General features: G+C 67.2%; 19 protein-coding genes and 5 pseudogenes. 17 read left to right on the forward strand and 7 right to left on the reverse strand.

The genetic code is table 11. The features are described from left to right. Positions 1-8 precede the first annotated feature (8 nt). A pseudogene (gene rarD / locus N0A20_RS03680) lies at positions 9-743 on the forward strand (EamA family transporter RarD); the annotation flags it as partial. A gap of 218 nt (positions 744-961) precedes the next feature. Here rarD and pyrC read toward each other — a convergent pair. Continuing rightward, a complete protein-coding gene (pyrC, locus tag N0A20_RS03685; RefSeq protein ID WP_260582660.1) occupies positions 962-1,981 on the reverse strand; it encodes a dihydroorotase in 1,020 nt (339 codons plus the stop codon). A 152-nt stretch (positions 1,982-2,133) separates the two neighbouring features. On the opposite strand from pyrC, the gene N0A20_RS03690 reads away from it, so the two are divergent. From N0A20_RS03690 to N0A20_RS03705, 4 genes are all read left to right on the forward strand, one after another. Then, positions 2,134-2,859, forward strand: coding sequence for a YgfZ/GcvT domain-containing protein (locus N0A20_RS03690; RefSeq protein WP_260582661.1), 726 nt, complete (start codon positions 2,134-2,136; stop codon positions 2,857-2,859). Between the two features lie 31 nt (positions 2,860-2,890). Beyond that, entirely contained in the window at positions 2,891-3,469 is a 579-nt protein-coding gene (locus tag N0A20_RS03695) for a hypothetical protein (protein ID WP_260582662.1), read from the forward strand. Positions 3,470-3,532: 63 nt separating this feature from the next. Then, on the forward strand, positions 3,533-4,078 hold the full coding sequence (locus N0A20_RS03700; protein ID WP_260582663.1) for a TIGR02281 family clan AA aspartic protease: 546 nt from the start codon (positions 3,533-3,535) through the stop codon (positions 4,076-4,078). Between the two features lie 303 nt (positions 4,079-4,381). Continuing rightward, complete coding sequence (locus tag N0A20_RS03705; protein ID WP_260582664.1) at positions 4,382-5,047, forward strand: MBL fold metallo-hydrolase; 666 nt, start codon at positions 4,382-4,384, stop codon at positions 5,045-5,047. A gap of 31 nt (positions 5,048-5,078) precedes the next feature. Here N0A20_RS03705 and N0A20_RS03710 read toward each other — a convergent pair whose 3' ends face one another. Next, positions 5,079-5,519: an MAPEG family protein gene (locus tag N0A20_RS03710; RefSeq protein ID WP_260582665.1), complete on the reverse strand. Its 441-nt coding sequence runs from the start codon at positions 5,517-5,519 to the stop codon at positions 5,079-5,081. Between the two features lie 314 nt (positions 5,520-5,833). Here N0A20_RS03710 and rpmF point away from each other — a divergent pair, with 314 nt between their 5' ends. The 5 genes and pseudogenes from rpmF to N0A20_RS03735 all read left to right on the forward strand — a co-directional run bounded on the left by rpmF (position 5,834) and on the right by N0A20_RS03735 (position 8,867). Next, positions 5,834-6,013, forward strand: a complete 180-nt coding sequence (gene rpmF / locus N0A20_RS03715; RefSeq protein ID WP_056348227.1) for a 50S ribosomal protein L32 — start codon at positions 5,834-5,836, stop codon at positions 6,011-6,013. Positions 6,014-6,035: 22 nt separating this feature from the next. Then, a complete protein-coding gene (gene plsX / locus N0A20_RS03720; protein WP_260582666.1) occupies positions 6,036-7,070 on the forward strand; it encodes a phosphate acyltransferase PlsX in 1,035 nt (344 codons plus the stop codon). Next, positions 7,067-8,032: a beta-ketoacyl-ACP synthase III gene (locus tag N0A20_RS03725; RefSeq protein WP_312846596.1), complete on the forward strand. Its 966-nt coding sequence runs from the start codon at positions 7,067-7,069 to the stop codon at positions 8,030-8,032. The genes plsX and N0A20_RS03725 overlap by 4 nt, the downstream gene beginning before the upstream one ends. Before the next feature lie 174 nt (positions 8,033-8,206). Further along, positions 8,207-8,501, forward strand: a pseudogene (locus N0A20_RS03730) (integration host factor subunit alpha). A gap of 3 nt (positions 8,502-8,504) precedes the next feature. Beyond that, entirely contained in the window at positions 8,505-8,867 is a 363-nt protein-coding gene (locus N0A20_RS03735; RefSeq protein ID WP_260582667.1) for a MerR family transcriptional regulator, read from the forward strand. A gap of 235 nt (positions 8,868-9,102) precedes the next feature. On the opposite strand, the pseudogene N0A20_RS03740 reads toward N0A20_RS03735, so the two are convergent. From N0A20_RS03740 to N0A20_RS03755, 4 genes and pseudogenes are all read right to left on the reverse strand, one after another. Further along, positions 9,103-9,649, reverse strand: a pseudogene (locus N0A20_RS03740) (SixA phosphatase family protein). 320 nt (positions 9,650-9,969) lie between these two features. Further along, positions 9,970-12,685, reverse strand: a pseudogene (locus N0A20_RS03745) (ATP-dependent DNA helicase). A gap of 97 nt (positions 12,686-12,782) precedes the next feature. Next, positions 12,783-13,238, reverse strand: coding sequence for a PilZ domain-containing protein (locus N0A20_RS03750; protein WP_260582668.1), 456 nt, complete (start codon positions 13,236-13,238; stop codon positions 12,783-12,785). A gap of 9 nt (positions 13,239-13,247) precedes the next feature. Continuing rightward, entirely contained in the window at positions 13,248-13,886 is a 639-nt protein-coding gene (locus N0A20_RS03755) for a hypothetical protein (protein ID WP_260582669.1), read from the reverse strand. Between the two features lie 25 nt (positions 13,887-13,911). Here N0A20_RS03755 and N0A20_RS03760 point away from each other — a divergent pair, with 25 nt between their 5' ends. The 7 genes and pseudogenes from N0A20_RS03760 to N0A20_RS03790 all read left to right on the forward strand — a co-directional run bounded on the left by N0A20_RS03760 (position 13,912) and on the right by N0A20_RS03790 (position 20,626). Beyond that, on the forward strand, positions 13,912-14,724 hold the full coding sequence (locus tag N0A20_RS03760; protein WP_260582670.1) for a LuxR C-terminal-related transcriptional regulator: 813 nt from the start codon (positions 13,912-13,914) through the stop codon (positions 14,722-14,724). 98 nt (positions 14,725-14,822) lie between these two features. Beyond that, a complete protein-coding gene (locus N0A20_RS03765; protein ID WP_260582671.1) occupies positions 14,823-15,359 on the forward strand; it encodes a DUF4199 domain-containing protein in 537 nt (178 codons plus the stop codon). A gap of 631 nt (positions 15,360-15,990) precedes the next feature. After that, positions 15,991-17,609: pseudogene (locus N0A20_RS03770) on the forward strand (lysine--tRNA ligase). A gap of 144 nt (positions 17,610-17,753) precedes the next feature. Then, on the forward strand, positions 17,754-18,236 hold the full coding sequence (locus N0A20_RS03775) for an asparaginase domain-containing protein (RefSeq protein WP_260582672.1): 483 nt from the start codon (positions 17,754-17,756) through the stop codon (positions 18,234-18,236). A gap of 144 nt (positions 18,237-18,380) precedes the next feature. Beyond that, entirely contained in the window at positions 18,381-18,896 is a 516-nt protein-coding gene (locus N0A20_RS03780; protein WP_260582673.1) for a hypothetical protein, read from the forward strand. A 79-nt stretch (positions 18,897-18,975) separates the two neighbouring features. Further along, a complete protein-coding gene (locus N0A20_RS03785) occupies positions 18,976-19,836 on the forward strand; it encodes a DUF692 domain-containing protein (protein ID WP_260582674.1) in 861 nt (286 codons plus the stop codon). After that, positions 19,829-20,626 (forward strand): DNA-binding domain-containing protein, encoded by a 798-nt coding sequence (locus N0A20_RS03790; RefSeq protein WP_260582675.1) that lies wholly within the window; start codon positions 19,829-19,831, stop codon positions 20,624-20,626. The genes N0A20_RS03785 and N0A20_RS03790 overlap by 8 nt, the downstream gene beginning before the upstream one ends. Here the strand turns inward: N0A20_RS03790 and N0A20_RS03795 are convergent. Further along, positions 20,596-21,636 (reverse strand): fatty acid desaturase family protein, encoded by a 1,041-nt coding sequence (locus N0A20_RS03795; protein ID WP_260582676.1) that lies wholly within the window; start codon positions 21,634-21,636, stop codon positions 20,596-20,598. The genes N0A20_RS03790 and N0A20_RS03795 overlap by 31 nt on opposite strands. Positions 21,637-21,754 lie beyond the last annotated feature (118 nt).

The following is a 21,754-nucleotide window of genomic DNA, read 5'->3' on the forward strand; positions in this document are numbered from 1 at the left end:
ATCGCGCCATGACCCAGCCCACCGCCCCCGCGGGGAGCCATCAGGGCGGCTTGCCCTATGCGCTCGGCGCCTATGCCATCTGGGGTTTCGTGCCCCTGTTCTTCAAGCTGCTGACGACGGTCCCGCCGGTCGAGGTGCTGGCGCAGCGCATCGTCTGGTCGCTGCCGCTCTGCTTCGTCATCATGGCGTTCCGGCGCCAGATCGGGGATTATCTCGCCGCGCTGAAGGACTGGCGGACGCTGCGGCTGCTCCTCGCGAGCGCGGTGCTGATCGCGGTGAACTGGCTCGTCTATATCTTCGCGATCTTCAGCGATCATGTGCTGGCGGCCAGCCTCGGCTATTATCTCAACCCGCTGGTCAATATGGTGCTGGGAGTGTTCTTCCTCGGCGAGCGATTGAGCCGGTTGCAGGCGGTCGCGGTCGCCATCGCGGCGGTCGGGGTCGCGATCCTGCTCGCGGGCGCGCTCGACACGCTGTGGATCAGCCTGACGCTGGCGCTGACCTTTGGCACCTATGGGCTGATCCGCAAGGTGGCGCCGGTGGGCTCGCTGCCGGGGCTGGCGATCGAGACGACCTTGCTGCTGCCGCCGTCGCTGGCGGCGGCGGTCTATTTCGTCTGGATCGGCGACGGGCGCGGCTTCGGGGCCGACGCGGGGATCAGCTGGCTGCTTGCGGCGGGCGGCGTGGTGACGGCGGTGCCGCTGCTGCTGTTCGCGACCGCGGCGCGGCGGATGAGCTATGCGGCGCTGGGCTTCGTGCAGTATCTGGCGCCGAGCATCGCCTTCCTGCTCAGCCTGTTCGTGTTCGGCGAGCCGCTGAAGCTCGGCGCAGCTGGCGTGCTTCGTGCTGATCTGGACGAGCATCGCGGTGTTCAGCTTCGACATGTGGCGCAAGATGCGCGGCGAGCGGATCGTCGAGATCGCCTAGTCAGCGTCGCCACCGCCTTCGCGGTGGCGACGGATCACACGATCCGCCACCCCAGCGTCTCACCCGCATGGAAGGGCACGACCTCGCCGCAACGCTCGGGCACCACCGTTTCGCCGCGCTCCAGCGTGACCGTGCCGCCGTTGAGCGGCAGGCCATAGAAATTGGGGCCATGTTCGCTCGCGAAGCCCTCGAACTTGTCGAGCGCGCCCTCCTCGTCGAACACGGTGACATAGGATTCGAGCGCGAAGGGCGCGTTGAAGATGCCGGCGCAGCCGCAGGCGGCTTCCTTGGTGTGCACCGCGTGCGGCGCGCTGTCGGTGCCGAGGAAGAATTTGGGCGACCCCGACACCGCGGCGGCGCGGACCGCAAGGCGGTGCTTCTCGCGCTTGGCGACCGGCAGGCAATAGGCGTGGGGGCGGATGCCGCCGACCAGCATTGCGTTGCGGTTGATGTGCAGATGCTGCGGCGTGATCGTCGCGGCGACATTGGCGGGCGCGGCCGTCACGAAATCGACCGCTTCCGCCGTGGTGATATGCTCGAACACGATCTTCAGGTCCGGCAGGTCGCGGACGAGGCCTATCAGCGTGCGCTCGATGAACACCGCCTCGCGGTCGAAGATGTCGACGTCGGGATCGGTGACCTCGCCGTGGATCAGCAAGGGCATGCCGATCTGTGCCATGCGTCCGAGTACCGGCATAATCTTCGCGATGTCGGTGACGCCGTGCGCGCTGCCGGTGGTGGCATGGGCGGGATAGAGCTTCGCCGCGGTGAAAACGCCTTCGATATGGCCGCGCGCCATTTCGTCGGCGTCGCTATGGTCGGTCAGATAGGCGACGATCAGCGGGGTGAAATCGAGGTCCGGCACTGCGGCGCGGATGCGGTCGCGATAGGCGGCGCCTTCCTTCGCCGTCGTCACCGGCGGCGACAGGTTGGGCATGACGATCGCGCGCGCGAACTGGCGCGCGGTATATTTCGCCACCGCGTCCAGCATCGCCCCGTCGCGCAGATGGACGTGCCAGTCGTCGGGGCGGCGGATGGTCAGGCGGTCGGTCATCATTTTCTCCCCCCTCCCGCAGGCGGGAGGGGTCGGGGGTGGGCGAGTCCGTTGCGGCGCTTAGCCGAACTCGACGTTCAGGCCCACCCCAAACCCCTCCCGCAGGCGGGAGGGGCTTTAAGTCGTCGCGCGGCATCCCTATTGTCCGTTCGATGGCCAACACCACCCTTCACGACCGCGCGCTGATCCGCCTGTCGGGCGACGATGTCCGGCGCTTTTTGCAGGGGCTGATCACCAACGATGTCTCGGGCAATCTGCCGGTCTGGGCGGCGCTGCTGACCCCGCAGGGCAAGGTGCTGTTCGATTTTCTCGTCTGGGGCGACGGCGACGACCTGCTCGTCGACTGCGAGCGCGAAGCCGCGGGCGACCTGGCGAAGCGCCTGACCCTCTATCGCCTGCGCCACGCGATCACGATCGAGCGCGAGGGAGAGCTTTGCGTGCATTGGGCGCCCCAGGGCGACCTTGGCGTCGTCGATCCGCGCCTGCCGGACCTCGGCCAACGCTGGCTCGCGCCCGCCGACGGAGAGGCGGGCGTGGATGCGGCGTGGAAGGCGCACCGGCTGGCGCTCGGCGTCACCGAGGGCCGCGCCGAACTCGGCGACGGGACGACCTTGTGGCTCGAATGCAACGCCGCCGAACTCAACGGGGTCAGCTTCACCAAGGGTTGCTACGTCGGGCAGGAAAATACCGCGCGGATGAACTGGCGGCAAAAGGTCAACCGGCGGCTCGTCGTCGTGCCGATCGCCGAGGCGGACGAAAAAAGGCAGGTGATCGCCTATGCCGACCTCGGCCTGTCGGTCGAGCATCGGCGGGTCGAGAGCATCGACGCGGCGACGGCCCCCTTGTGGATGCGCGCGGGGCTGGCAGCCGACTCATGACAGGGACGGCCTTTGCTGCTAGAATGCCCCCATGCGTGCCCTGCTGATACCGTCGGCGCTCGCCGCCGCTCTCGCCCTGACCGTGCCCGTCGACGCGGAGCCGGCCTCGCTATTGCCCGCCGAACCGGAGGCCGCCGCGCCGGCCTCGCGGCTGGCGCCGCTGGCGGCCGGCTCGGCCTGGACACCGCGCTTCGAGGCCGCGGCGTCCGAGCTGGCTGCGGCGCTGCGGTCGCGCGACGAAGCGCGCTGGGGGCCGATGCTCGGCGGGCAATGGCTGGCCGCGGCCGACCGCGCGCGCGTCAGGGCGCTGCTCGCCGATCCCGCGAGCCCGTTCGTCGAGGCGCTCGTTTCGGGCGGTCCTGCCCGCCAGGCGATCCTCGGCTGGAGCGCGCCGGCGTCGCTGAACGCCGCCGAGCGCGCGGCGATCGAGGCGGGGCAGCAGGCCGAGGCGCTCGTCTGCTGGTCGGCGGGCGGGGATGGCGCGGGCGCCTGGCCGAGCGACGGCGCGCGAGGCCGACAACCGGCCGGGGCGCGGCTACGCCTGCGCGCGCATCGCCTACAGCCTGCGCGGCGGATCCCCGGCGTGGCGCGCCTTCATCGAACAGGGTGAGGGCGGGGCGACGGAGCCGCAAATCTAACCATTTCTCAACCATGGCGCGGCTATGACTCGCCCATGCTGGGGCGTTTCATCACATTGGCCGCCATCCTCGCGGCAGGTTCGATCGCGGTGGGCGGCATGGCGACCCGCAACGGCGGCGATGCGGCTCCGGCGGATGGTCGCGACGACAGCAACTGGACGACCCGGCCGCGCGGCCATGGCAGCGCATCGCCGGTGTCACCGAATGTGTCGTCGTCGGGCGAGGTAAGGCTCGACCGCGCGGGCGATTCGCATTTCTATGCCGACGCCGACATCGACGGCACGAACATCCGGATGATGGTCGACAGCGGCGCGTCGGTCGTCGCGCTGACCCGCCGCGATGCCGAAGCGATCGGCATCGACGTCGACCGCCTGCCGATCGGCGGCAGCGCGAACACCGCGGGCGGCGTCGTCCCGATGCGCGTGGTGACGCTGCGCAGCGTCGATGTCGACGGCATCGAAGTGCGCGGCGTCCAGGCGGCGGTGATCGACGCCGACATGGGCGTGTCACTGCTCGGGCAGAGCTATTTGTCGAAGCTCGACGCGGTGAATGTCGAAGGCGATGTGATGACGCTGCGCTGAGGCGGCGGTTTGGGGGTAGGGAGCGGACGTTGCCGATCCTCCCCGGAACGGGGAGGGGGACCACCCGAAGGGTGGTGGAGGGGCACAGGAGGTTTACGCCACACTGGACCGAAAGCCCTGCCCATTGCAAAGGACCGAGCCGTGGCGCACGCCCTCACCGGCAAGGCGAACCGCTCGTGCCCCTCCACCAGCTTCGCTGGTCCCCCTCCCCGTTCCGGGGAGGATCGCTTGTGACCGCAACCGCCCGCAAGCCGGCATTCGCCACCCTTGCCAATTCGCGCGCTTTTCCCCACATCTTGCGCCATGAACGCTCCCAATCCGCCGCTCCGCGCCGCCATCGTGCCCGTTACCGCCTTTCAGCAGAATTGCACCCTGCTCTGGTGTACCGAGACCAACAAGGCCGCCTTCGTCGATCCCGGCGGCGATCTCGACAAATTGCGCGAGGCGGTGCGCCAGACCGGGGTCGAGGTCGAGAAGATCCTCGTCACCCACGGCCATATGGACCATTGCGGCATGGCGGGCGTGCTGGCGAAGGAACTCGGCGTGCCGATCGAGGGGCCGCACGAGGACGACCGTTTCTGGATCGAACGGCTCGGCGAGGACGGCGCGCGTTTCGGCATGACCGGCGAGATTTTCGAACCCGACCGCTGGCTGGCCGACGGCGACACGGTGCGCGTCGGCAACCTCACCATCGACGTCATCCATTGCCCCGGCCACACGCCCGGCCATGTCGTTTTCCATCACAAGCCCTCGAAGCTCGCGATCGTTGGCGACGTGCTGTTCCAGGGATCGATCGGCCGCACCGATTTCCCGCGCGGCAACCATCAGCAACTGCTCGATTCGATCACGCAGAAACTGTGGCCGCTCGGCGACGACACGGTGTTTCTGCCCGGCCACGGACCGCACAGCAAGTTCGGTCAGGAACGGCGCACCAATCCCTATGTCAGCGACATGGCGATGGGCGTGTAATTCCCCTCCCGCTTGCGGGAAGGGAATGACGTCACTTCGGCGCGACTTCGACCGTTTCGAAGCTTTCGGTCGAGGTGATGGTCACCGGCGTCGCATAGACGATGAACAGCGCGAAGCCCGCGAGGCCGAGCTGGATCAGCATGGTGATCACCGTGCCCGCCGTGCGGCCCCACATCATGCCGTCCATGCCGAGCGCATGCAGGATGCGGCCGACCAGATAGACGGCGCCCACCGCCCACAGCCAGGTCGAGGGGCCGGTGCCGAGTTCGACCAGCGCGAGCAGGATCAGCACGAAGGCGGTGTTCTCGACGAAATTGCTGTGCGCGCGCATCCGGCGGATGACGCGCTCGTTGCCGCCATCGCCGATCGACACCTTTTCCTGACCGCGCACGCGCCCGACGCGCATCGTCAGCCACAGATTGATCAGCGCCGCCCCCGCGGCGATCGTCAGGCTGACCGGCAAGATAATCATATCGCTTCCCCCATCTCGTTGGCCGGGACGCGTGCCCGGCGGTGCGCGACAATTGGCACCGCGGCGGCGCGCGGGCAAGGGCCGCCGCGCGGGGACGCCACGGGGCTTGCCTTTGCGGGCAAAAACGCTATAGCCGCGCCCGATCCGGCACCCGACACCATCTGGCGTTGAGGCACCCTCCGGCGGAAGATTTTCTTGTCATTTCAAGGCAGGACGGGCTTCGGCGCGGCGGGCGGGCCAGTCATTCTCGGCGACGGGGGCGACAAATCCGGGTTTGCCGATTCGTACAAACATTTGAATAAGCAGGAATTATCATGGCCGTCCCCAAGCGAAAAACCTCGCCCTCGAAGCGCGGCATGCGTCGCAGCCACGACAGCCTGAAGGTCGAAGCCTATCAGGAATGCCCGAACTGCGGCGAGCTGAAGCGCCCGCACAACCTCTGCAACGCCTGCGGCCATTACAACGGCCGCGAAGTCGTGTCGGTCGGCGCCTAAGCCTTAACCGGAAAGCGTTCGGATGAGTCTCACACCGCGAATCGCGATTGATGCGATGGGCGGTGACGTTGGCGTGCGCGTGATGCTCGCCGGCGCCGCGATGGCGCGCCATCGCCACGACGGCCTGCGCTTCCTGCTCGTCGGCGACGAGGTGCAGATCAAGGCGGCGCTCGAAAACCACCCAAATCTGCGTGCCGCGTCGGACATCATCCACACCGACGGCGTCGTCAGCGGCGAGGACAAGCCGAGCCAGGCGCTGCGCAAGGCAAAGAGCACCTCGATGGGGCTGGCGATCGACGCGGTGAAACGCGGCGACGCCGGCGGTGCGCTGTCGGCGGGCAACACCGGCGCGCTGATGGCGATGGCCAAGCTGGCGCTGCGCACCATGCCGGGTATCGACCGGCCGGCGCTCGCGGCGCTGCTGCCCTCGCTCGGCGACAATGACGTCGTCATGCTCGACCTTGGCGCGAACACCGAATGCGACGCGAACAACCTTACCCAGTTCGCGGTGATGGGCGCGGCCTATGCGCGCACGGCGATGGGGCTCGAACGCCCGCGCGTCGCCTTGCTCAATATCGGCACCGAGGAGCTCAAGGGCACCGACGAAATCCGCGAGGCCGCGGCACTGCTGCGCGCGGCGACGCATCTGCCGATGGAATTCGCCGGTTTCATCGAGGGCGACAAATTGTCGCGTGGCGATGTCGATGTCGTCGTCCACGACGGCTTTTCGGGCAATATCGCGCTGAAGACGATCGAGGGAACGGCGCGCTTCGTCACCGACCTGCTCCGCCGCGCCTTCACCTCGTCGACGCGCTCGAAGATCGGCTTCCTGATCTCGCGCCCCGCGACCGAATTGCTGCGCCATCATCTCGACCCGAACAATCACAATGGCGCGGTGTTTCTCGGCCTCAACGGCGTCGTGCTCAAGAGCCACGGCAGCGCCAACGACAAGGGCGTCGCCAACGCCGTCCATGTCTGCGCCGAGCTGGTCGAAAAGGATATCACGCGCCAGGTGACCGAGGATCTCGACAATTTCCGCCGGGACACCGGGGCATGACCCTGCGCGCCATTCTCGCCGGCACCGGCTCGGCCCTGCCGCGCACGCGCGTGTCGAACGCCGAACTGGCGGAGCGTGTCGACACCAGCGACGAGTGGATCGTCGAGCGCACCGGCATCCGTTTCCGTCATATCGCGGAACCCGACGAGACGACCGCGACGCTGGGCGCCGATGCGGCGAAGCAGGCGCTGGCGGCCGCCGGCCTCGAACCAGCCGACATCGGTCTGATCATCGTCGCCACCGCGACCCCCGACAATACCTTCCCCGCGAGCGCGACCAAGGTGCAGGCGCTGATCGGCGCCCCCGACTGCATCGCCTTCGACGTCGCGGCGGTCTGTTCGGGCTTTCTCTATGCCCTGTCGGTCGCCGATTCGATGCTGCGCACCGGCGCCGCGAAACATGCGCTGGTGATCGGCAGCGAAACCTTCAGCCGCATCCTCGACTGGGAAGATCGGACGACCTGCGTGCTGTTCGGCGACGGGGCCGGCGCGGTCGTGCTGTCGGCAGAGGATGTCGCCGACGACCGGGGCATCCTCGCGACGCGGCTCCATGCCGAGGGGCAATATTCGGGCATGCTCTATGTCGATGGCGGCCCGTCGACCACCGGTACCGTCGGCCATGTGCGGATGCAGGGCCGCGAAGTGTTCCGTCATGCGGTCACCAACCTTGCGTCGGTGCTGGGCGAGGTGATGGCCGACGTCGGATTGTCGGCGGCCGATATCGACTGGGTCGTGCCGCATCAGGCGAACAAGCGCATCATCGACGCCACCGCGAAAAAGCTGGGCCTGCCCCCCGAACGCATCGTGCTGACGGTCGACCGGCATGCCAATACGTCGGCGGCGTCGGTCCCGCTGGCGCTCGACCTCGCGGTCCGCGATGGGCGCATCAAGCGCGGCGACCTGATCGTGCTCGAGGCGATGGGCGGCGGCTTTACCTGGGGCGCCGCGGTCCTGCGCGTCTGAAGAGTTCCCCTCCCGCTTGCGGGAGGGGGGAAGCGTTCACCGCTTTAACTCCACGCTCCATCCGTTTCAGTTTGGCGGATTAATTCGCTTTTGTTACATAGGTGACCGGGACTCGTGACGGTGGGGGACCGGCGGGGCCCGAACAGGGATGGCTTCGTCACGGGAGGGACAATCATGGCGGCAGGGACTCTTACTCGCGCGGACATCGCGGCACGGATCAACCATGTGGTCGGTCTGTCGCGCAACGAATCCGCGACCATCGTCGAATCGATCCTCGACCATATGTCCGACGCGCTGGCTGAGCGGCCAGAATGTGAAGATCTCGGGCTTCGGCACTTTCGTCCTGCGCGACAAGGCGCAGCGCATCGGCCGCAATCCCAAGACGGGCGTGGAGGTGCCGATCCTGCCGCGCCGCGTGATGACCTTTCGCGCCAGCCAGTCGATGCGCGGCCGGGTGGCGGGCGGCTGATCCATGGCCACCGATGACGGCGGCAAGGCCGACGGCGCCATGCTCGCGATCGGCGAGCTGGCGGACCGGATCGGCGTGCCTACGCATGTGCTGCGTTATTGGGAGACGCGCTTTCCGGAACTGAAGCCGCTGCAGCGATCGGGCAAGCGCCGCTATTACCGCGCCGAGGATGTCGCGCTGGCGAGCCGGATTCACGACCTGTTGCATGTGAAGGGCTATACCGTCGAGGGCGCGCGCAAGGCGCTGGGCGGCAATGGACATGCCGAGGCGACGGCTGAAGCCGCTCCCGCGATCGAAAGCGGAGGCGGTGTGCCGGTACAGGATTTGATCGCGCTGCGGCAACGGCTGGCGAAGGCGCTGGGCTGAAAAAATCGTCATTGCGAGCGTAGCGAAGCAATCCAGGGAGGCATCTCAACTCTGGATTGCTTCGCTTCGCTCGCAATGACGATGTGAGTTAGAGCGGCGTGCGTTAAATATGAACCGTTCGCCCTGAGCTTGTCGAAGGGCCGTTCTTTCTTTCAGCGTCGAAGAGAAGGGCGGTGCTTCGACAAGCTCAGCACGAACGGGTTTGGGTAATGATGCAGATTTAACGCACGCCGGTCTAGTCGATCGCCGGGCCAAGCGACGGGTCGAGGTCGCGCGGGCGGATGAAGGCGACGAAGCGCGCCCGCTTCACGTCGAGGTCGTGCCAGTCGGCGATGTCGATCTCGAGCCGCGCCAGTGCCGAGGTCGGCAGTTTTTCCTCCACCTCTGCACGCAAAGCGTCGTCGGGATCGTCGGGCACCAGTTCGAGGATCAGATCCTCCAGTCCCGGATTGTGGCCCGCGATCAGCACATGGGTGGCGTCGCGGCCGGTGTCGCGGATGACGTCGATCAGCGTCGCCGCCGAGGCGAGGTAGATGCGCCGGTCCCAATGCGGCTCGATAGCGTCGAGCCCGGCGGCCGGCTGGAACAGGTCGAGCGTTTCGGTCACGCGCACCGCGGGCGAGGCGAGGATGCGCTCGACGGGCAGGTTCTGGCGCTTCAGCCACTGGCCGATCAGGTCGGCACCGCGCCTGACCGCGGGCGTTGATCGGACGGTCGAAATCGCGCTCGACCTGCGCGTCCCAGCCCGATTTGGCATGGCGCAGGATGGTCAAAGTCTTCAAAATCGCTCCCCGCGCTTAGGGTTCATATTCAGTTCCAGTACCGTCGAGGCGTCCAAATGGCGAACATCTCGGACCGAAGCGCGCGCCGGGAGGGCTGGTTGCCCTTACAAGCGCGATTCGGTCCGAGATGGAAGCCATTTGGACGTCCTTCGGATTTGATTAAAATGGTCCATTGCTTCGTCGAGAAGTCTAGAAATATTGACATATTCCTTCGCCTTCTCTCCTCGCACTGGACCATTTTTCTTCAAACCTCGACGGTGCTGGAACTGAATATGAACCCTTGGCGTCATCCCCTCGATCGCTGGCCTTGTGCCGCAATCTCATGACGGTGAAAAGGCGGGAAAAGCGGTTTTCCTTCTTTCGACATTCGCCGCGGCGACATGGTTGACCGCCTCGTCGAGCGGCAGGCGGCGGACCGGCGTGCCCGGCGGAAAGGCCGATAGCAGCCGCGAGGGGAAGCTGGGCGACAGCATCACGAACTGGCCGAAATCGTCGCTGCGGCGGATCAGCCGCCCGAACGCCTGCGCGATGCGGCCGCGGATCACCATATCGTCGTAGCGTGCGCCGCCCTGCGCCGCGCGCCGCGCCGCGTGGAGGATCGTCGGGCGCGGCCAGGGCACGCCTTCCATCACCACGAGCCGCAGCGAATCGCCGGGGACATCGACGCCATCCCTCAAGGCATCGGTGCCGAGCAGCGAGGCGTGCGGGTCGGCGCGGAAGATATCGACGAGCGTGCCGGTGTCGAGCGGGTCGACATGCTGGGCGAACAGCGGCAGGCCGGCGCGCGCCAGCCGGTCGGCGATGCGCGCATGGACGATGCGCAGCCGCCTGATCGCGCTGAACAGCCCGAGCGCGCCGCCGCCCGACGCCTCGATCAGCTCGGCTGTACGCCCCCGCGAGCGCGGGGAGGTCGCCGCGCGCGATGTCGGTGACGATGAGGACCTCCGACTGGCGCGCATAGTCGAAGGGGCTGGGCACCGCGAAATGCCGGACGCCGCCGTCCATGTGGCGCGCGCCGGTGCGGATATCGGCATCGTGCCAGTCGTTCGACCCGCGCAAGGTTGCCGAGGTGACGAGCACGCCATGCGCCGGGCGGTAGACGATATCGGCGATCGGCCGCGCCGGGTCGAGCCAGTGGCGGTGGAGGTCGGCGTCGACCTCGCGCCCGTCGATGCGGTTGACTGCCAGCCAGTCGACGAAATCGGGATCGGCGGGGCCGCCGACGCGCCCGAGCAGCGACAGCCAGGCGCCCAGCGTGTCGATCCGGGTGCCGAGGCTGTGGCGCGCCCCGTCGACGCGCGCGCGCGCCTGCCCGTCGAGCCAGTCGGGCGGGTCCTCGATCAGCGCGTCGAGCCGCTTGCCGAGCGCCATCAGCGGGCGCAGCAGCGCCTCGATCGCGTCGGCGGCGCTCGCGGCGGCGGCGACCAGTTCGGCATCGGGATCGGCGAGCTCGGTTTCGAGGCCGTAGCCGCTGTCGCCCTTGGCGTCGGCGCCCCGCGCATAGACCTGCCCGCGCACCGCCGCGAGCAGGCGCTCGATCGCGCCCCAGGGCGCGTTCTCCGCCAGCCGTCCGAGCCAGCCGTCGCCGGGCAATTCGGCGGCGGCGGCGATCGCTGCCTGGATCGCCTTGTCGCCCGCTTCGTCATAGCTCGCGACATCGGCAAGCCGTGCCGCCAGCCCGCGCCGCCGCCCGCGCGACTTGCCTTCGGGGCCGAGAATCCAGCGGCGGATTTCGATCGCCTCCTGTCCGGTGAGCGCGGCGGCGAACATCGAATCGGCGGCGTCCCACAGATGATGCCCCTCGTCGAAGATCAGCCGCGTCGCCGGAGCGCCTCCGTCGCGTGGACGCGCCGCCTGCACCATCGTCAGCGCATGGTTGGCGATGACGATATCGGCCTGTGCCCCCGCACGCGCCGAGCGTTCGATGAAGCATTTGCGGAAATGCGGGCAGCCCGCATAGATGCACTCGCCGCGCCGGTCGGTCAGCGCGGTGGTGCCGTTGCGGCGGAACAGCGCGGGCAGCCAGCCGGGCAGGTCGCCGCCGACCATGTCGCCGTCGCGCGTATAGGCCGCCCAGCGCGCGACGAGCTGCGCGAGGATCGCGGCGCGTCCCGAAAAGCCGCCCTGCAGCGCATCCTCGAGGTTGAGCAGGCAGAGGTAATTTTCGCGCCCCTTGCGCACCACCACCTTTTCGCGGTGCGTCGCGGCGTCGGGGTAGAGCCGCTCGGTCTCGCGCGCGAGCTGGCGCTGCAGCGCCTTGGTGAAGGTCGAGATGCACACCGCGCCCGCCGACTGGTCGATCCATTGCTTGGCGGGGGCGAGATAGCCGAGCGTCTTGCCTATCCCGGTGCCCGCTTCGGCGACGAGCATCTGCGGCGCATCCCTGCGTTCGCGGGCGGCGAAGATGCCGGCGGCGGCGCGCGCATAATCCTGTTGCCCCGTCCGCCGTTCGGCGCCGTCGCCGGTGAGGCGGTCGAGCCGCGCCGTCACATCGTCGGCGTCGATCGTCACCTGCCGCGGCTGGCCGCGCGGCGGCGCCTCCTCCCATTCGGGCAGGCGCGCGAACAGCCAGCGTTCGTCGCGCTCGGGCGCGGCCTGCCGCTGGAGCAAAGGCGCCCAGGGCCAGCGCTGGCGCGCCAGCGCCTGCAGTCCGTGCCAGGCGCCTTCGCGCTCGGGCCAGTCGGGGGTGTCGAGGCAGGCGAGCATCGCGGCGGCGGCCTGCGGCAGGAAAGCCGCGACCTCGGCTTCATCCTTCGGCGCCGTCAGGCCCAGCGCGGCGGCGATCCCTGCCGGCGTCGGCACCGCGAAGCGTGCGGGGAAGAGGAAGGCGAAGAGTTCGAGCAGGTCGAGCCCCGACAATTCGGGATAGCCGAGCCGGTCGCCGGTCAGCGGCGCGTTGATGAAGATATGCGGCGTTCCCGCGACCGCCGCGATCGCCTCGCCCCGGTCGACCCGCCGCGCGCGGCTCTGCGCGTCGGCGAGCCAGATGCCGACATGGCTGGCATGGATCGCGGGCAGGGGGAGAGGCTGCGGCATGTCCGCAGGGTAGGGACAAAAGAGGAACGCGGCAAGGATGGGTTGCCATCCTGGAGCATGAAGCGTCGCCCCCGCGAAGGCGGGGGCCTCAATCGGCCTATTCCCGCGCCGCTGTGTAAACCGACGACGGCCCCCGCCTTCGCGGGGGCGACGACAAATGCACAATGCGAAGACGGTTCAATTCAACCCGCGCCGCCCGAAACTCACCGGCCGCATCGAGCGGAACACCTGCGCCGTACTCGCTCGGCCAGGCGCTGCGCGCGCGGTCGAGCGCGTTGTAGAGCGGCCCGTCGGTCAGTTCATAGGGAAAGCGCACGCCCATGCGGTCGGTCTCGGCCCACATCACGATCGCATAGACCGTCTGGCCCGCATAATGGATCTCGCAGCGCGAGCGTACCGGCAGGATCGCCCCGCCCTCGATCCGCGCGCCGCCCTCCGACAGGTCGGTGATGCGGCCCTCGACCATGTTGAGCACGCCATTCACGACGACGTCGATCGACACGCTGGCGCGCACATGCTGGCGCGGGCTGAGAGGGGTGCTGCTGGTCATCATGGGGAGAGGCTAAGAAAAGATGGTAAATTTTCCGGTAATGATGCTTGGCGTGCGATAACTTGATTGAACGTTCAAGTCGCGATAGACGGGGTGGAGAACCGGCGGGAGGAGCGGGCGATGCGCATGGCAGTGATGATGGCGGGCCTGCTCGCCGCGACGCCTGCGGCGGCGGCGGACGAACAACCCGCGCTCGCTGACCTCTTCGCGCCGCTCGTGGGGCAGTGCTGGAGCGGCGAATTTCCCGGCGGCAAGGCACGCGATACGCACTGCTACCGGCTGATCGAAGGCGGGACGGCGCTGGAGGACCGGCATATCGTCACCGGCGGGGCCGAACCCTATGGCGGCATCACCCTCTATCGCCGGGGCGGTGCTGACGGCACGATCCGCTATCATTATTTCGCCGACGACGGCGGCTATAGCGAGGGCCGGGCGGTCCCGGTCGCGGGCGGCTTCGATTTCCCCGACGAGGATTATGTTGGCCCCGCGGGCAAGGCGATGGCGATCCGCAACAGGCTGCGCTTCGATCCGGCGGGCGGCTATGCGGCCGAATCCGAGAAGCGCGAGGGCGAGGGCTGGGTGCCGCTCGTTTCGATTCAGTTCGCGGCGGTCGGCCCCGCCCCCGCGCCGGGAACGATCGCCTTCGACCATCTGCAGGTCTCGCGTGCGATCGTCCGTGATCTCGTCCGGGCCGGGGAGCGATGCCGCCGCCTATGTCGCCATCGCCAATCTCGGCGGCACGCCCGACCGGTTGCTGTCGGCGCGCTGCGCCTGCGCCGCGCGCGTCGAACTGCACCGCGTCGTCCGGCAGGGGGCGAAAGTGTCGATGGAGAGCGACTGGCCGCTCGCCATCGCGCCCGGCGCGCGGACCGAAGTCAAGCCCGGCACGCCGCTCCACCTGATGCTGATGGAATTGAACGCGCCGCTGGTGGCTGCACGGCAGCGTGCCGGTGGTCCTGCAGTTCGAGCGCGCGGGCGCGGTACGCGTCGATTTCCATATCGTCGCCGACAGCGCCAGTGGCTGGGCAGGCTGAGCGGCCTGTTGCCAGCGCCAGCCGGGAATGGTTTACCCCGAACCATGGCCCGCCCGATCATCCTCTATGGCATCGCGCTCGCCGCCGTGGCCTTTCTGCTCGAATGGCTGAACTACAAGCATTTGGTCTATCGCTGGTCGACGGAATTCTATGTGGCCTGCATCGCGGTACTGTGCGTCGCGCTCGGCATCTGGGTCGGCAACCGGCTGACCGCGCGGCCGCGCCGGGGCTTTGTGCGCAACGACGCCGCGATCGCATCACTCGGGATCAGCGCGCGCGAATGCGAGGTGCTCGAAATGCTGGCGGCGGGCCATGCCAACAAGGTCATCGCGCGGCGGCTCGACATCTCGCCCAACACGGTGAAGACGCACATCGCGCGGCTCTATGAGAAGCTGGAGGTCGCGAGCCGGACGCAGGCGGTGCAAAAGGCGCAGGCGCTCGATATTTTGCCGTAAAATCGGGCGATCACCCCCAGATCACCCATATGGGCGATCGATTTCGTCCGTTGTTCCGGTCCATCCCGCATGGCATCCACCAATCGGGGAGACATATCATGGGCAGGATTATCGCAGTCTACGGCGTCATCTCGGGCGTCATCGTCATTCTGGGCATGTACACCAGCATGGCCGTCATTTCCGATCACGGCACGATGGGCATGGTCGCCGGCTATCTGTCGATGCTGGCGGCGATGATCTTCGTGTTCGTCGGCGTCAAACGCTATCGCGACGTCCATCTTGGCGGGGTGATCGGTTTCGGCAGGGCGCTGATGGTCGGGCTCGGCATCGCGGGCGTGTCGTCGCTTTTCTATGTGCTCAGCTGGGAAGTCTATATGGCACTGACCGGCGGGACGTTCATGACTGAATATATCGCCAGCAGCATCGAGAATATGCGCGCGGCGGGCAAATCGGCGGCGGAGATCGCGAAATTCTCGGCCGAGATGAACGCGATGGCCGAACAGTACAAGAACCCGCTGTTCCGCATGGCGCTGACCTTCATGGAGATTTTGCCGGTCGCGCTGCTGGTGTCGCTGATCTCGGCGGCCTTGCTGCGCAAGAGCGGCTTCATGCCCGCGACGCAGCCGCGCGGGTAGCGGGAGGTGTACCGGCAGGGCCTTTGCGAAGCCGGTGTCGATGGCTTTGGGGTGGGGAGTGGACATTTGAGGAATGAACCGGTTTCCCCTCCCGCAAGCGGGAGGGGCAGCGAGACTTGCGAGCTTGCTCGTTAGTCGCAGCGGGGTGGGCCATTGCAACGTCGCTGCCCACCCCCAACCCCTCCCGCCTGCGGGAGGGGAGATAAACGACCCCTCCCGCCCGATAGCCGCCGTCGCGACCCTGCAGGAAATACCGTCACTATCGGCTTTCCTAATTTATTCCCGCATGTTTGATACTGGTCGATGCCGCTCGCACCTGCCTTTCGGGCTAAAGCCACAAAAGCCACAAAAATGGTGCGCCCATGCGGGGCCTTTGCGTCCTTAAGGGGGGCGGACTGTACGGCAGTCCCGCGATTCCAGTGTAAAGTTGCGCAGTTTTCTGCGGTTTTCCTCGCCACCCGTCGCCGCTGCCCGAATCACGTCCGGCTCGGGGCTGACGGCTTGTGGCGCCACGTCGTATCGGCACGGCAGGGCGCGGATCCCTGGCACAGACAAACGCCGGTCGCGAATGAAGTTGCGCAGTTTTCCGGGCTTCTTTCCATTGCCGCCGCTTGCCGCTATGGGCGCTGCCATGACTGACTTGCACCTCCACCCGTCGCTGCGCGAGCCCGCGCAAACGTCCAAGGCCTGGCCGTTCGAAGAAGCGCGCAAGCTGATCAAACGCTATCCGCAGGGCAAGCCGGGCGGCGAGGCCGTGCTGTTCGAGACCGGCTATGGCCCCTCGGGCCTGCCGCATATCGGCACCTTCAACGAAGTGCTGCGCACGACGATGGTCCGCCGCGCCTATGAAACGCTCACCGCCAATGAATCCGGGGTCGCCGCGCCGACGCGGCTCGTGGCGTTCAGCGACGACATGGACGGGCTGCGCAAGGTTCCCGACAATGTGCCGCAGCAGGACATGTTGCGCGAACATCTCGGCAAGCCGCTGACCGATATTCCCGACCCGTTCGGCAAATATGAGAGTTTCGCGCATCACAACAATGCGATGCTGCGCGAATTTCTCGACCGGTTCGGTTTCCAGTACGAGTTCGTCAGCTCGACCGAGCGCTACAAGTCGGGCGCCTTCGACGAGGCGCTGAAGAATGTCCTGCGCCACAATCAGGAGATTCTCGACATCATGCTGCCGACGCTGCGCGCCGAGCGCGCGGCGACCTATTCGCCCGTCCTGCCGGTGAGCCCCAGGTCGGGCATCGTGCTGCAGGTGCCGGTGACGGTGGTCGATGCCGACAAGGGCCTCGTGTCCTTCGAGGACGAGGGCGAGACGATCACCCATTCGATCCTGTCGGGCGGCGCCAAGCTGCAGTGGAAGGTCGACTGGGCGATGCGCTGGGTCGCGCTCGGTGTCGATTATGAAATGTACGGCAAGGACCTGACCGACAGCGGTACCCAGTCGGGCAAGATCGCGCGCGCGCTCGGCGGGCAAAAGCCCGAGGGGCTGATCTACGAGATGTTCCTCGACGAAAAGGGCGAGAAGATTTCCAAGTCGAAGGGCAACGGCCTGTCGATGGAGGAGTGGCTGACCTATGGCAGCGAGGAAAGCCTCGCCTTCTTCGCCTATCGCGAGCCCAAGGCGGCGAAGCAGCTTCACATCGGCGTGGTGCCGAAGGCGGTCGACGAATATCTGCAGATGCGAGGGCATTATCCGGCGCAGGAGGGCGACAAGAAGCTCGGAAACCCCGTGCATCATGTCCATGTCGCGCGCGGCGAGCAGGTTCCCGCGACCGAACTGCCGGTGACCTTCGGGCTGCTGCTCAACCTTGTCGGGGTGATGGGCGCCGATGCGTCGAAGGAGCAGATCTGGCGCTATCTCGGCCAATATGTGGCGGGCGCGAGCGCCGAGGCCTATCCGGAGCTCGACCGCCTGATCGACAATGCAATGGCCTATAACCGCGACTATGTCGCCCCGACGCTGAACCGGCGCAAGCCGGTGGGCGGCGAGGGCGCGGCGCTGGCCGAACTCGACACAAAGCTTGCGGCGTTGCCCGCGGACGCCTCGGCCGACGATATCCAGAATATCGTCTACGAGATCGGCAAGAACGAAGCATACGGGTTCGAGACTCTGCGCGACTGGTTCAAGGCGCTCTACGAGACGCTGCTCGGGTCGAGCGCGGGGCCGCGCATGGGCAGCTTCATCGCGCTGTTCGGCATCGACAATACGCGCTGCGGCTGATCGCGGAGGCGTTGAGTTGAAGCCCATAGACCCCATTCCCCCGTTCGTGCTGAGCTTGTCGAAGCACCGTTCTTTCCTTTGAGCCACAACAGAAAAGGACGGCCCTTCGACAAGCTCAGGGCGAACGGCATTTTTGAACGCGTTGTGTGAGCGGAACGATACCGATGATCGACATCTTCACCACCGGCGGCACGATCGACAAAGTCTATTTCGACGCCTTGTCGGAATTTCAGATCGGCCCCGCGGCGATCCCCGACATGCTGCGCGAGAACAACGTCCATGTCCCGCACCGCGTCACCCAGCTGATGCGCAAGGACAGTCTGGAACTGACCGACGCCGACCGCGAGACGATCCGCGCCGCGGTCGCCGCGAGCGATGCGGATCGCATTCTGGTGACCCATGGCACCGACACGATGGTCGCGACCGGGCGCGTGCTCGCCGGCATCCCCGGCAAGACGATCGTGCTGACCGGCGCGATGCAGCCCGCGTCGGTGCGCGCGAGCGATGCCGAATTCAACGTCGGCTTCGCGCTCGCCGCCGCGCAGACCCTGCCGCCGGGCGTCTATGTCGCGATGAACGGCATGATCTTCGATCCCGAAACCACGGTGAAGGACCGCGCGGCGGGCCGCTTTCGCGCCGAGGGGTAAAGGACCGCGAAACCATGGGGTTGAAAAATCTTCCCCCTGTGATCCAGATCATGCCATTGTGTCACCGGGTCGTGTGAAAAAGACACCGGGGGCGGTGAGTCGCTGCCCCGCCTCAAATGGACAACCAAAGGGAAGGGTAAACTCATGACCAGCAACAAACTCGCCGGGCTGATCGCCGCGTCGGCGACCGCCATCGCCCTCTCGAGCGCCGCGGTCGCGGCCGACGCGGGCACCGCCGCCGGCTCGGCCTATGAAGCGAACAGCTGCAAGGGCGCTTCGGGCTGCAAGGGCGATGCGAAAACCGATGCCAGCAGCTGCAAGGGCGACGCCAAGACCGATGCCAGCAGCTGCAAGGGTGCTTCGGGCTGCAAGGGCGACGCCAAGACCGATGCCAGCAGCTGCAAGGGCGCGTCGGGCTGCAAGGGCGACGCCAAGACCGACGCCAGCAGCTGCAAGGGTGCCTCGGGCTGCAAGGGCGACGCCAAGACCGATGCCAGCAGCTGCAAGGGTGCTTCGGGCTGCAAGGGCGACGCCAAGCCCGATGACAAGACCGACGCGTCGAGCTGCAAGGGCACGACCGATGCCAAGACCGACGCCAGCAGCTGCAAGGCTTCGGGCGGTTGCGGCGCGACCGGCTTCAAGACGATCGCCAGCCTCTGATAGACGCCGGATGACAGGGGTGGGCGGCCCGGCGTCTCCATCGCGGGGATGCCGGGCCGCCGGCCCGACGGAGCCAGCCATGCGCGACGCGAACCGCAAGACCATCGCCTCGCCGGGATTTGGCCTGGGGCTGCGGACGGTCCACTATCCCGACTATGTCGCCGCGCCGCAGCGGGTCGACTGGCTGGAGATCATCTCCGAAAATTACATGGTGCCCGGCGGCCGGCCGCTGGCGATGCTCGACCGCATCCGCGCCGACTATCCGGTGGTGATGCACGGCGTATCGCTGTCGATCGGGTCCGACGAGCCGCTCGATGGCCGTTATCTGGCCGAACTGAAGGCGCTCGCCGAACGGATCGAGCCCTTGTGGGTGTCCGATCATCTGTGCTGGACCGGCATCAATGCGCACAATACGCATGACCTGCTGCCGTTGCCCTATGACGCGCCCGCGCTGGCCTGCGTCGTCGACAATATCGCCAGGGTGCAGGACCATCTCGGCCGCCGCATCCTGATCGAAAATCCGTCCTCCTATGTCACCTTTCGCTCGTCGGACCGGACCGAGTGGGAATTTCTGGCGGAGATGGCGGAGCGCGCCGACTGCCTGCTGCTGCTCGACGTCAACAATATCTATGTCAGCGCGCGCAACCATGGGTTCGATCCCATCGACTATCTCGCCGGGCTGCCCGCGCACCGCATCCAGCAGGTGCATCTGGCGGGGCACAGCGACATGGGCGACTATGTCATCGACACCCACGATCACGACGTCTGCGACGCGGTGTGGGACCTTTATGCCCGGGCCATCCGCACGTTCGGCCCGCTCGCGACGATGATCGAGCGCGACGACGACATTCCGCCGCTGGCCGACGTGATCGCCGAACTCGACCGCGCGCGGTCGGTCGCCGATGCCGCGCTGCGCGAACCGGTAGTTGCGCATGGCTGAGGCGCTGCGCGACGTGCAGGCGCTGTTCCTCGCCGGGGTGATCCGCGGCGAGGCCGAGGCCGAGCGGCTGATCGTCGACGACAATCGCGTCGGTGCGACGCGGCGGCTCGACATCTATCGCAACAATTACCGCGCGAACGTGACCGGCATCCTCGCCGACCATTATGAGCGGCTGCACCTCTATCTGGGCGAGGAGCAGTTCGCCCGGCTGGCCGGCGCCTTCGTCGATGCGCAGCCGTCGATGGTCCGCAACCTGCGCTATTATGGCGGCGGCTTCGCCGATTATCTGGCGCGGCATTTTCCCGAAGATGGCGAACTCGAAGAGCTGGCGCGCCTCGACTGGGCGCTGCGCGATGCCTTCGACGCGCCCGATGCCGAACCGCTCGATGCCGATGCAGTCGGCGCGCTTGGCGACGCGTGGATCGCTGCGCCGCTGACGCTGGTGCCGTCGGCGCAGTTCGTGGCCGCCTCCTTCAACATCGCCGCGATCTGGAACGCGCTCGAGGCGGAGGAGGTGCCGCCCGAGGCTGAACGGCGCGACCAGGCGGAGACGATCCTCGTCTGGCGGCAGGGCGGCAGTCCGCAATTCCGCACCCTCGGCGCGGACGAAGCCGCGGCGCTCGGGCTGATCGCCGAGGGATGCAGCTTCACCGTGCTCAGTGAGCATATGCTCGAACGGCTGGGCGAGGCGGCGGCGATGCAGGCGCTCGGCGGGTGGCTCGGCGGCTGGCTGGCCGAAGGGACGGTGATGCTGGCCGGTCAGGCGGAGGCCGGCAGCGAAGTCACCTGACGCAGCACCGCCGCATAGTTTGGCGCGATCGTCATCGCCTCATGCTTGCCCGCGCGCCCCAGGGCGGCATGGACCTCCGGCAGGCGGTAGCAGGGCACGCCCATGAACAGATGATGCTCGGCGTGATAATTGACCCAATAGGGCGCGACGGTCGCGCGGGCGAGCCAGCCCGCGTGGGTCGTGCGCGCATGGCTGAACGGGTCCTGGCTGCCGGTCGTGGTGCAGGCATGTTCGGCGATGTTGCGGATGCGCAGATAGAGCTGGAAGGTCGTCGCGAGGCCCGCGAGCCACAGCAGATAGGGCGTCCAGCCGTAGAGCGCGAGCGACAGGCCGAGCAGCACCGCCTGCACGAGCAGGAAGCGCCCGACCGCGCGCGTCACCGCCATCGCGCCCGCGACGTCGGTCGTCGGTGACGTCATGCCGTCGTCGGACTGCTTGTTGAAGGGCGTGCCCGCCTTGGTCCCGCCCTTGCCCTTTTCGGGCTTTTCGCCGCGCAGCATCGCCTTCAGCCCGACGGTCGCGAAGCCGAATTGCGCAACGCGCTGCTTGAAGAAGGTCTGGCCGGTCAGGTCGCGCAGCACCTTGCGCCCCAGGCTGGCACGCGTCGTGGGAAAGGGCTTCGACAGCGACAGGTCGGGGTCTTCGGGCTGCTGCGTGAATTTATGGTGCTGCAGATGATAGGTGCGGTACGCGATCAGGTCCGACCCGACCGCCGCGCCGGTCAGCCAGTCGCCGAGAAAATTGTTGATTTTGCGGTTCGGATGCAGCGCCCCGTGCGCGGCGTCGTGCATCAATATCGCGAAGCCGAGTTGGCGGCCGCCGACGAGGATGATCGCGGCGAGCCACGCGAGCGGATTCGCCAGCCAGGCGGCGAGGCCCAGCACCGCGATGCTGACGATCCAGCCATGCGCGACGAGCCAGATGCCGCGCCACGGCGAAACACGCGTGATCGCGGCCCATTCGTCGCGGTCGAAAAACTGGGTGGGCGGCAAAAGGCGTACGGCAGGCATGGATCGACTATAACGGGTTGCGAAGAAAAACCCAATACTCCCATTTCGGAGCAATTCCCGGGATTTGCGGAGGATGCGGCTAAGATTTTGGAAACCCATTTCCGGCAAGCCGTTTCGC

Origin of the sequence: Sphingopyxis sp. PET50 (assembly GCF_025244705.1) — a bacterium.
Taxonomy (GTDB): domain Bacteria; phylum Pseudomonadota; class Alphaproteobacteria; order Sphingomonadales; family Sphingomonadaceae; genus Sphingopyxis.

Coding starts and splice junctions, on each gene's coding strand:
- pyrC (WP_260582660.1), bottom strand. CDS start 1,981: ATGACCGACCGCCTGACCATCCGCCGCCCCGACGACTGGCACGTCCAT.
- N0A20_RS03690 (WP_260582661.1), top strand. CDS start 2,134: ATGGCCAACACCACCCTTCACGACCGCGCGCTGATCCGCCTGTCGGGC.
- N0A20_RS03695 (WP_260582662.1), top strand. CDS start 2,891: ATGCGTGCCCTGCTGATACCGTCGGCGCTCGCCGCCGCTCTCGCCCTG.
- N0A20_RS03700 (WP_260582663.1), top strand. CDS start 3,533: ATGCTGGGGCGTTTCATCACATTGGCCGCCATCCTCGCGGCAGGTTCG.
- N0A20_RS03705 (WP_260582664.1), top strand. CDS start 4,382: ATGAACGCTCCCAATCCGCCGCTCCGCGCCGCCATCGTGCCCGTTACC.
- N0A20_RS03710 (WP_260582665.1), bottom strand. CDS start 5,519: ATGATTATCTTGCCGGTCAGCCTGACGATCGCCGCGGGGGCGGCGCTG.
- rpmF (WP_056348227.1), top strand. CDS start 5,834: ATGGCCGTCCCCAAGCGAAAAACCTCGCCCTCGAAGCGCGGCATGCGT.
- plsX (WP_260582666.1), top strand. CDS start 6,036: ATGAGTCTCACACCGCGAATCGCGATTGATGCGATGGGCGGTGACGTT.
- N0A20_RS03725 (WP_312846596.1), top strand. CDS start 7,067: ATGACCCTGCGCGCCATTCTCGCCGGCACCGGCTCGGCCCTGCCGCGC.
- N0A20_RS03735 (WP_260582667.1), top strand. CDS start 8,505: ATGGCCACCGATGACGGCGGCAAGGCCGACGGCGCCATGCTCGCGATC.
- N0A20_RS03750 (WP_260582668.1), bottom strand. CDS start 13,238: ATGATGACCAGCAGCACCCCTCTCAGCCCGCGCCAGCATGTGCGCGCC.
- N0A20_RS03755 (WP_260582669.1), bottom strand. CDS start 13,886: ATGGTCGAAGGCGATCGTTCCCGGCGCGGGGGCGGGGCCGACCGCCGC.
- N0A20_RS03765 (WP_260582671.1), top strand. CDS start 14,823: ATGGGCAGGATTATCGCAGTCTACGGCGTCATCTCGGGCGTCATCGTC.
- N0A20_RS03775 (WP_260582672.1), top strand. CDS start 17,754: ATGATCGACATCTTCACCACCGGCGGCACGATCGACAAAGTCTATTTC.
- N0A20_RS03780 (WP_260582673.1), top strand. CDS start 18,381: ATGACCAGCAACAAACTCGCCGGGCTGATCGCCGCGTCGGCGACCGCC.
- N0A20_RS03785 (WP_260582674.1), top strand. CDS start 18,976: ATGCGCGACGCGAACCGCAAGACCATCGCCTCGCCGGGATTTGGCCTG.
- N0A20_RS03790 (WP_260582675.1), top strand. CDS start 19,829: ATGGCTGAGGCGCTGCGCGACGTGCAGGCGCTGTTCCTCGCCGGGGTG.
- N0A20_RS03795 (WP_260582676.1), bottom strand. CDS start 21,636: ATGCCTGCCGTACGCCTTTTGCCGCCCACCCAGTTTTTCGACCGCGAC.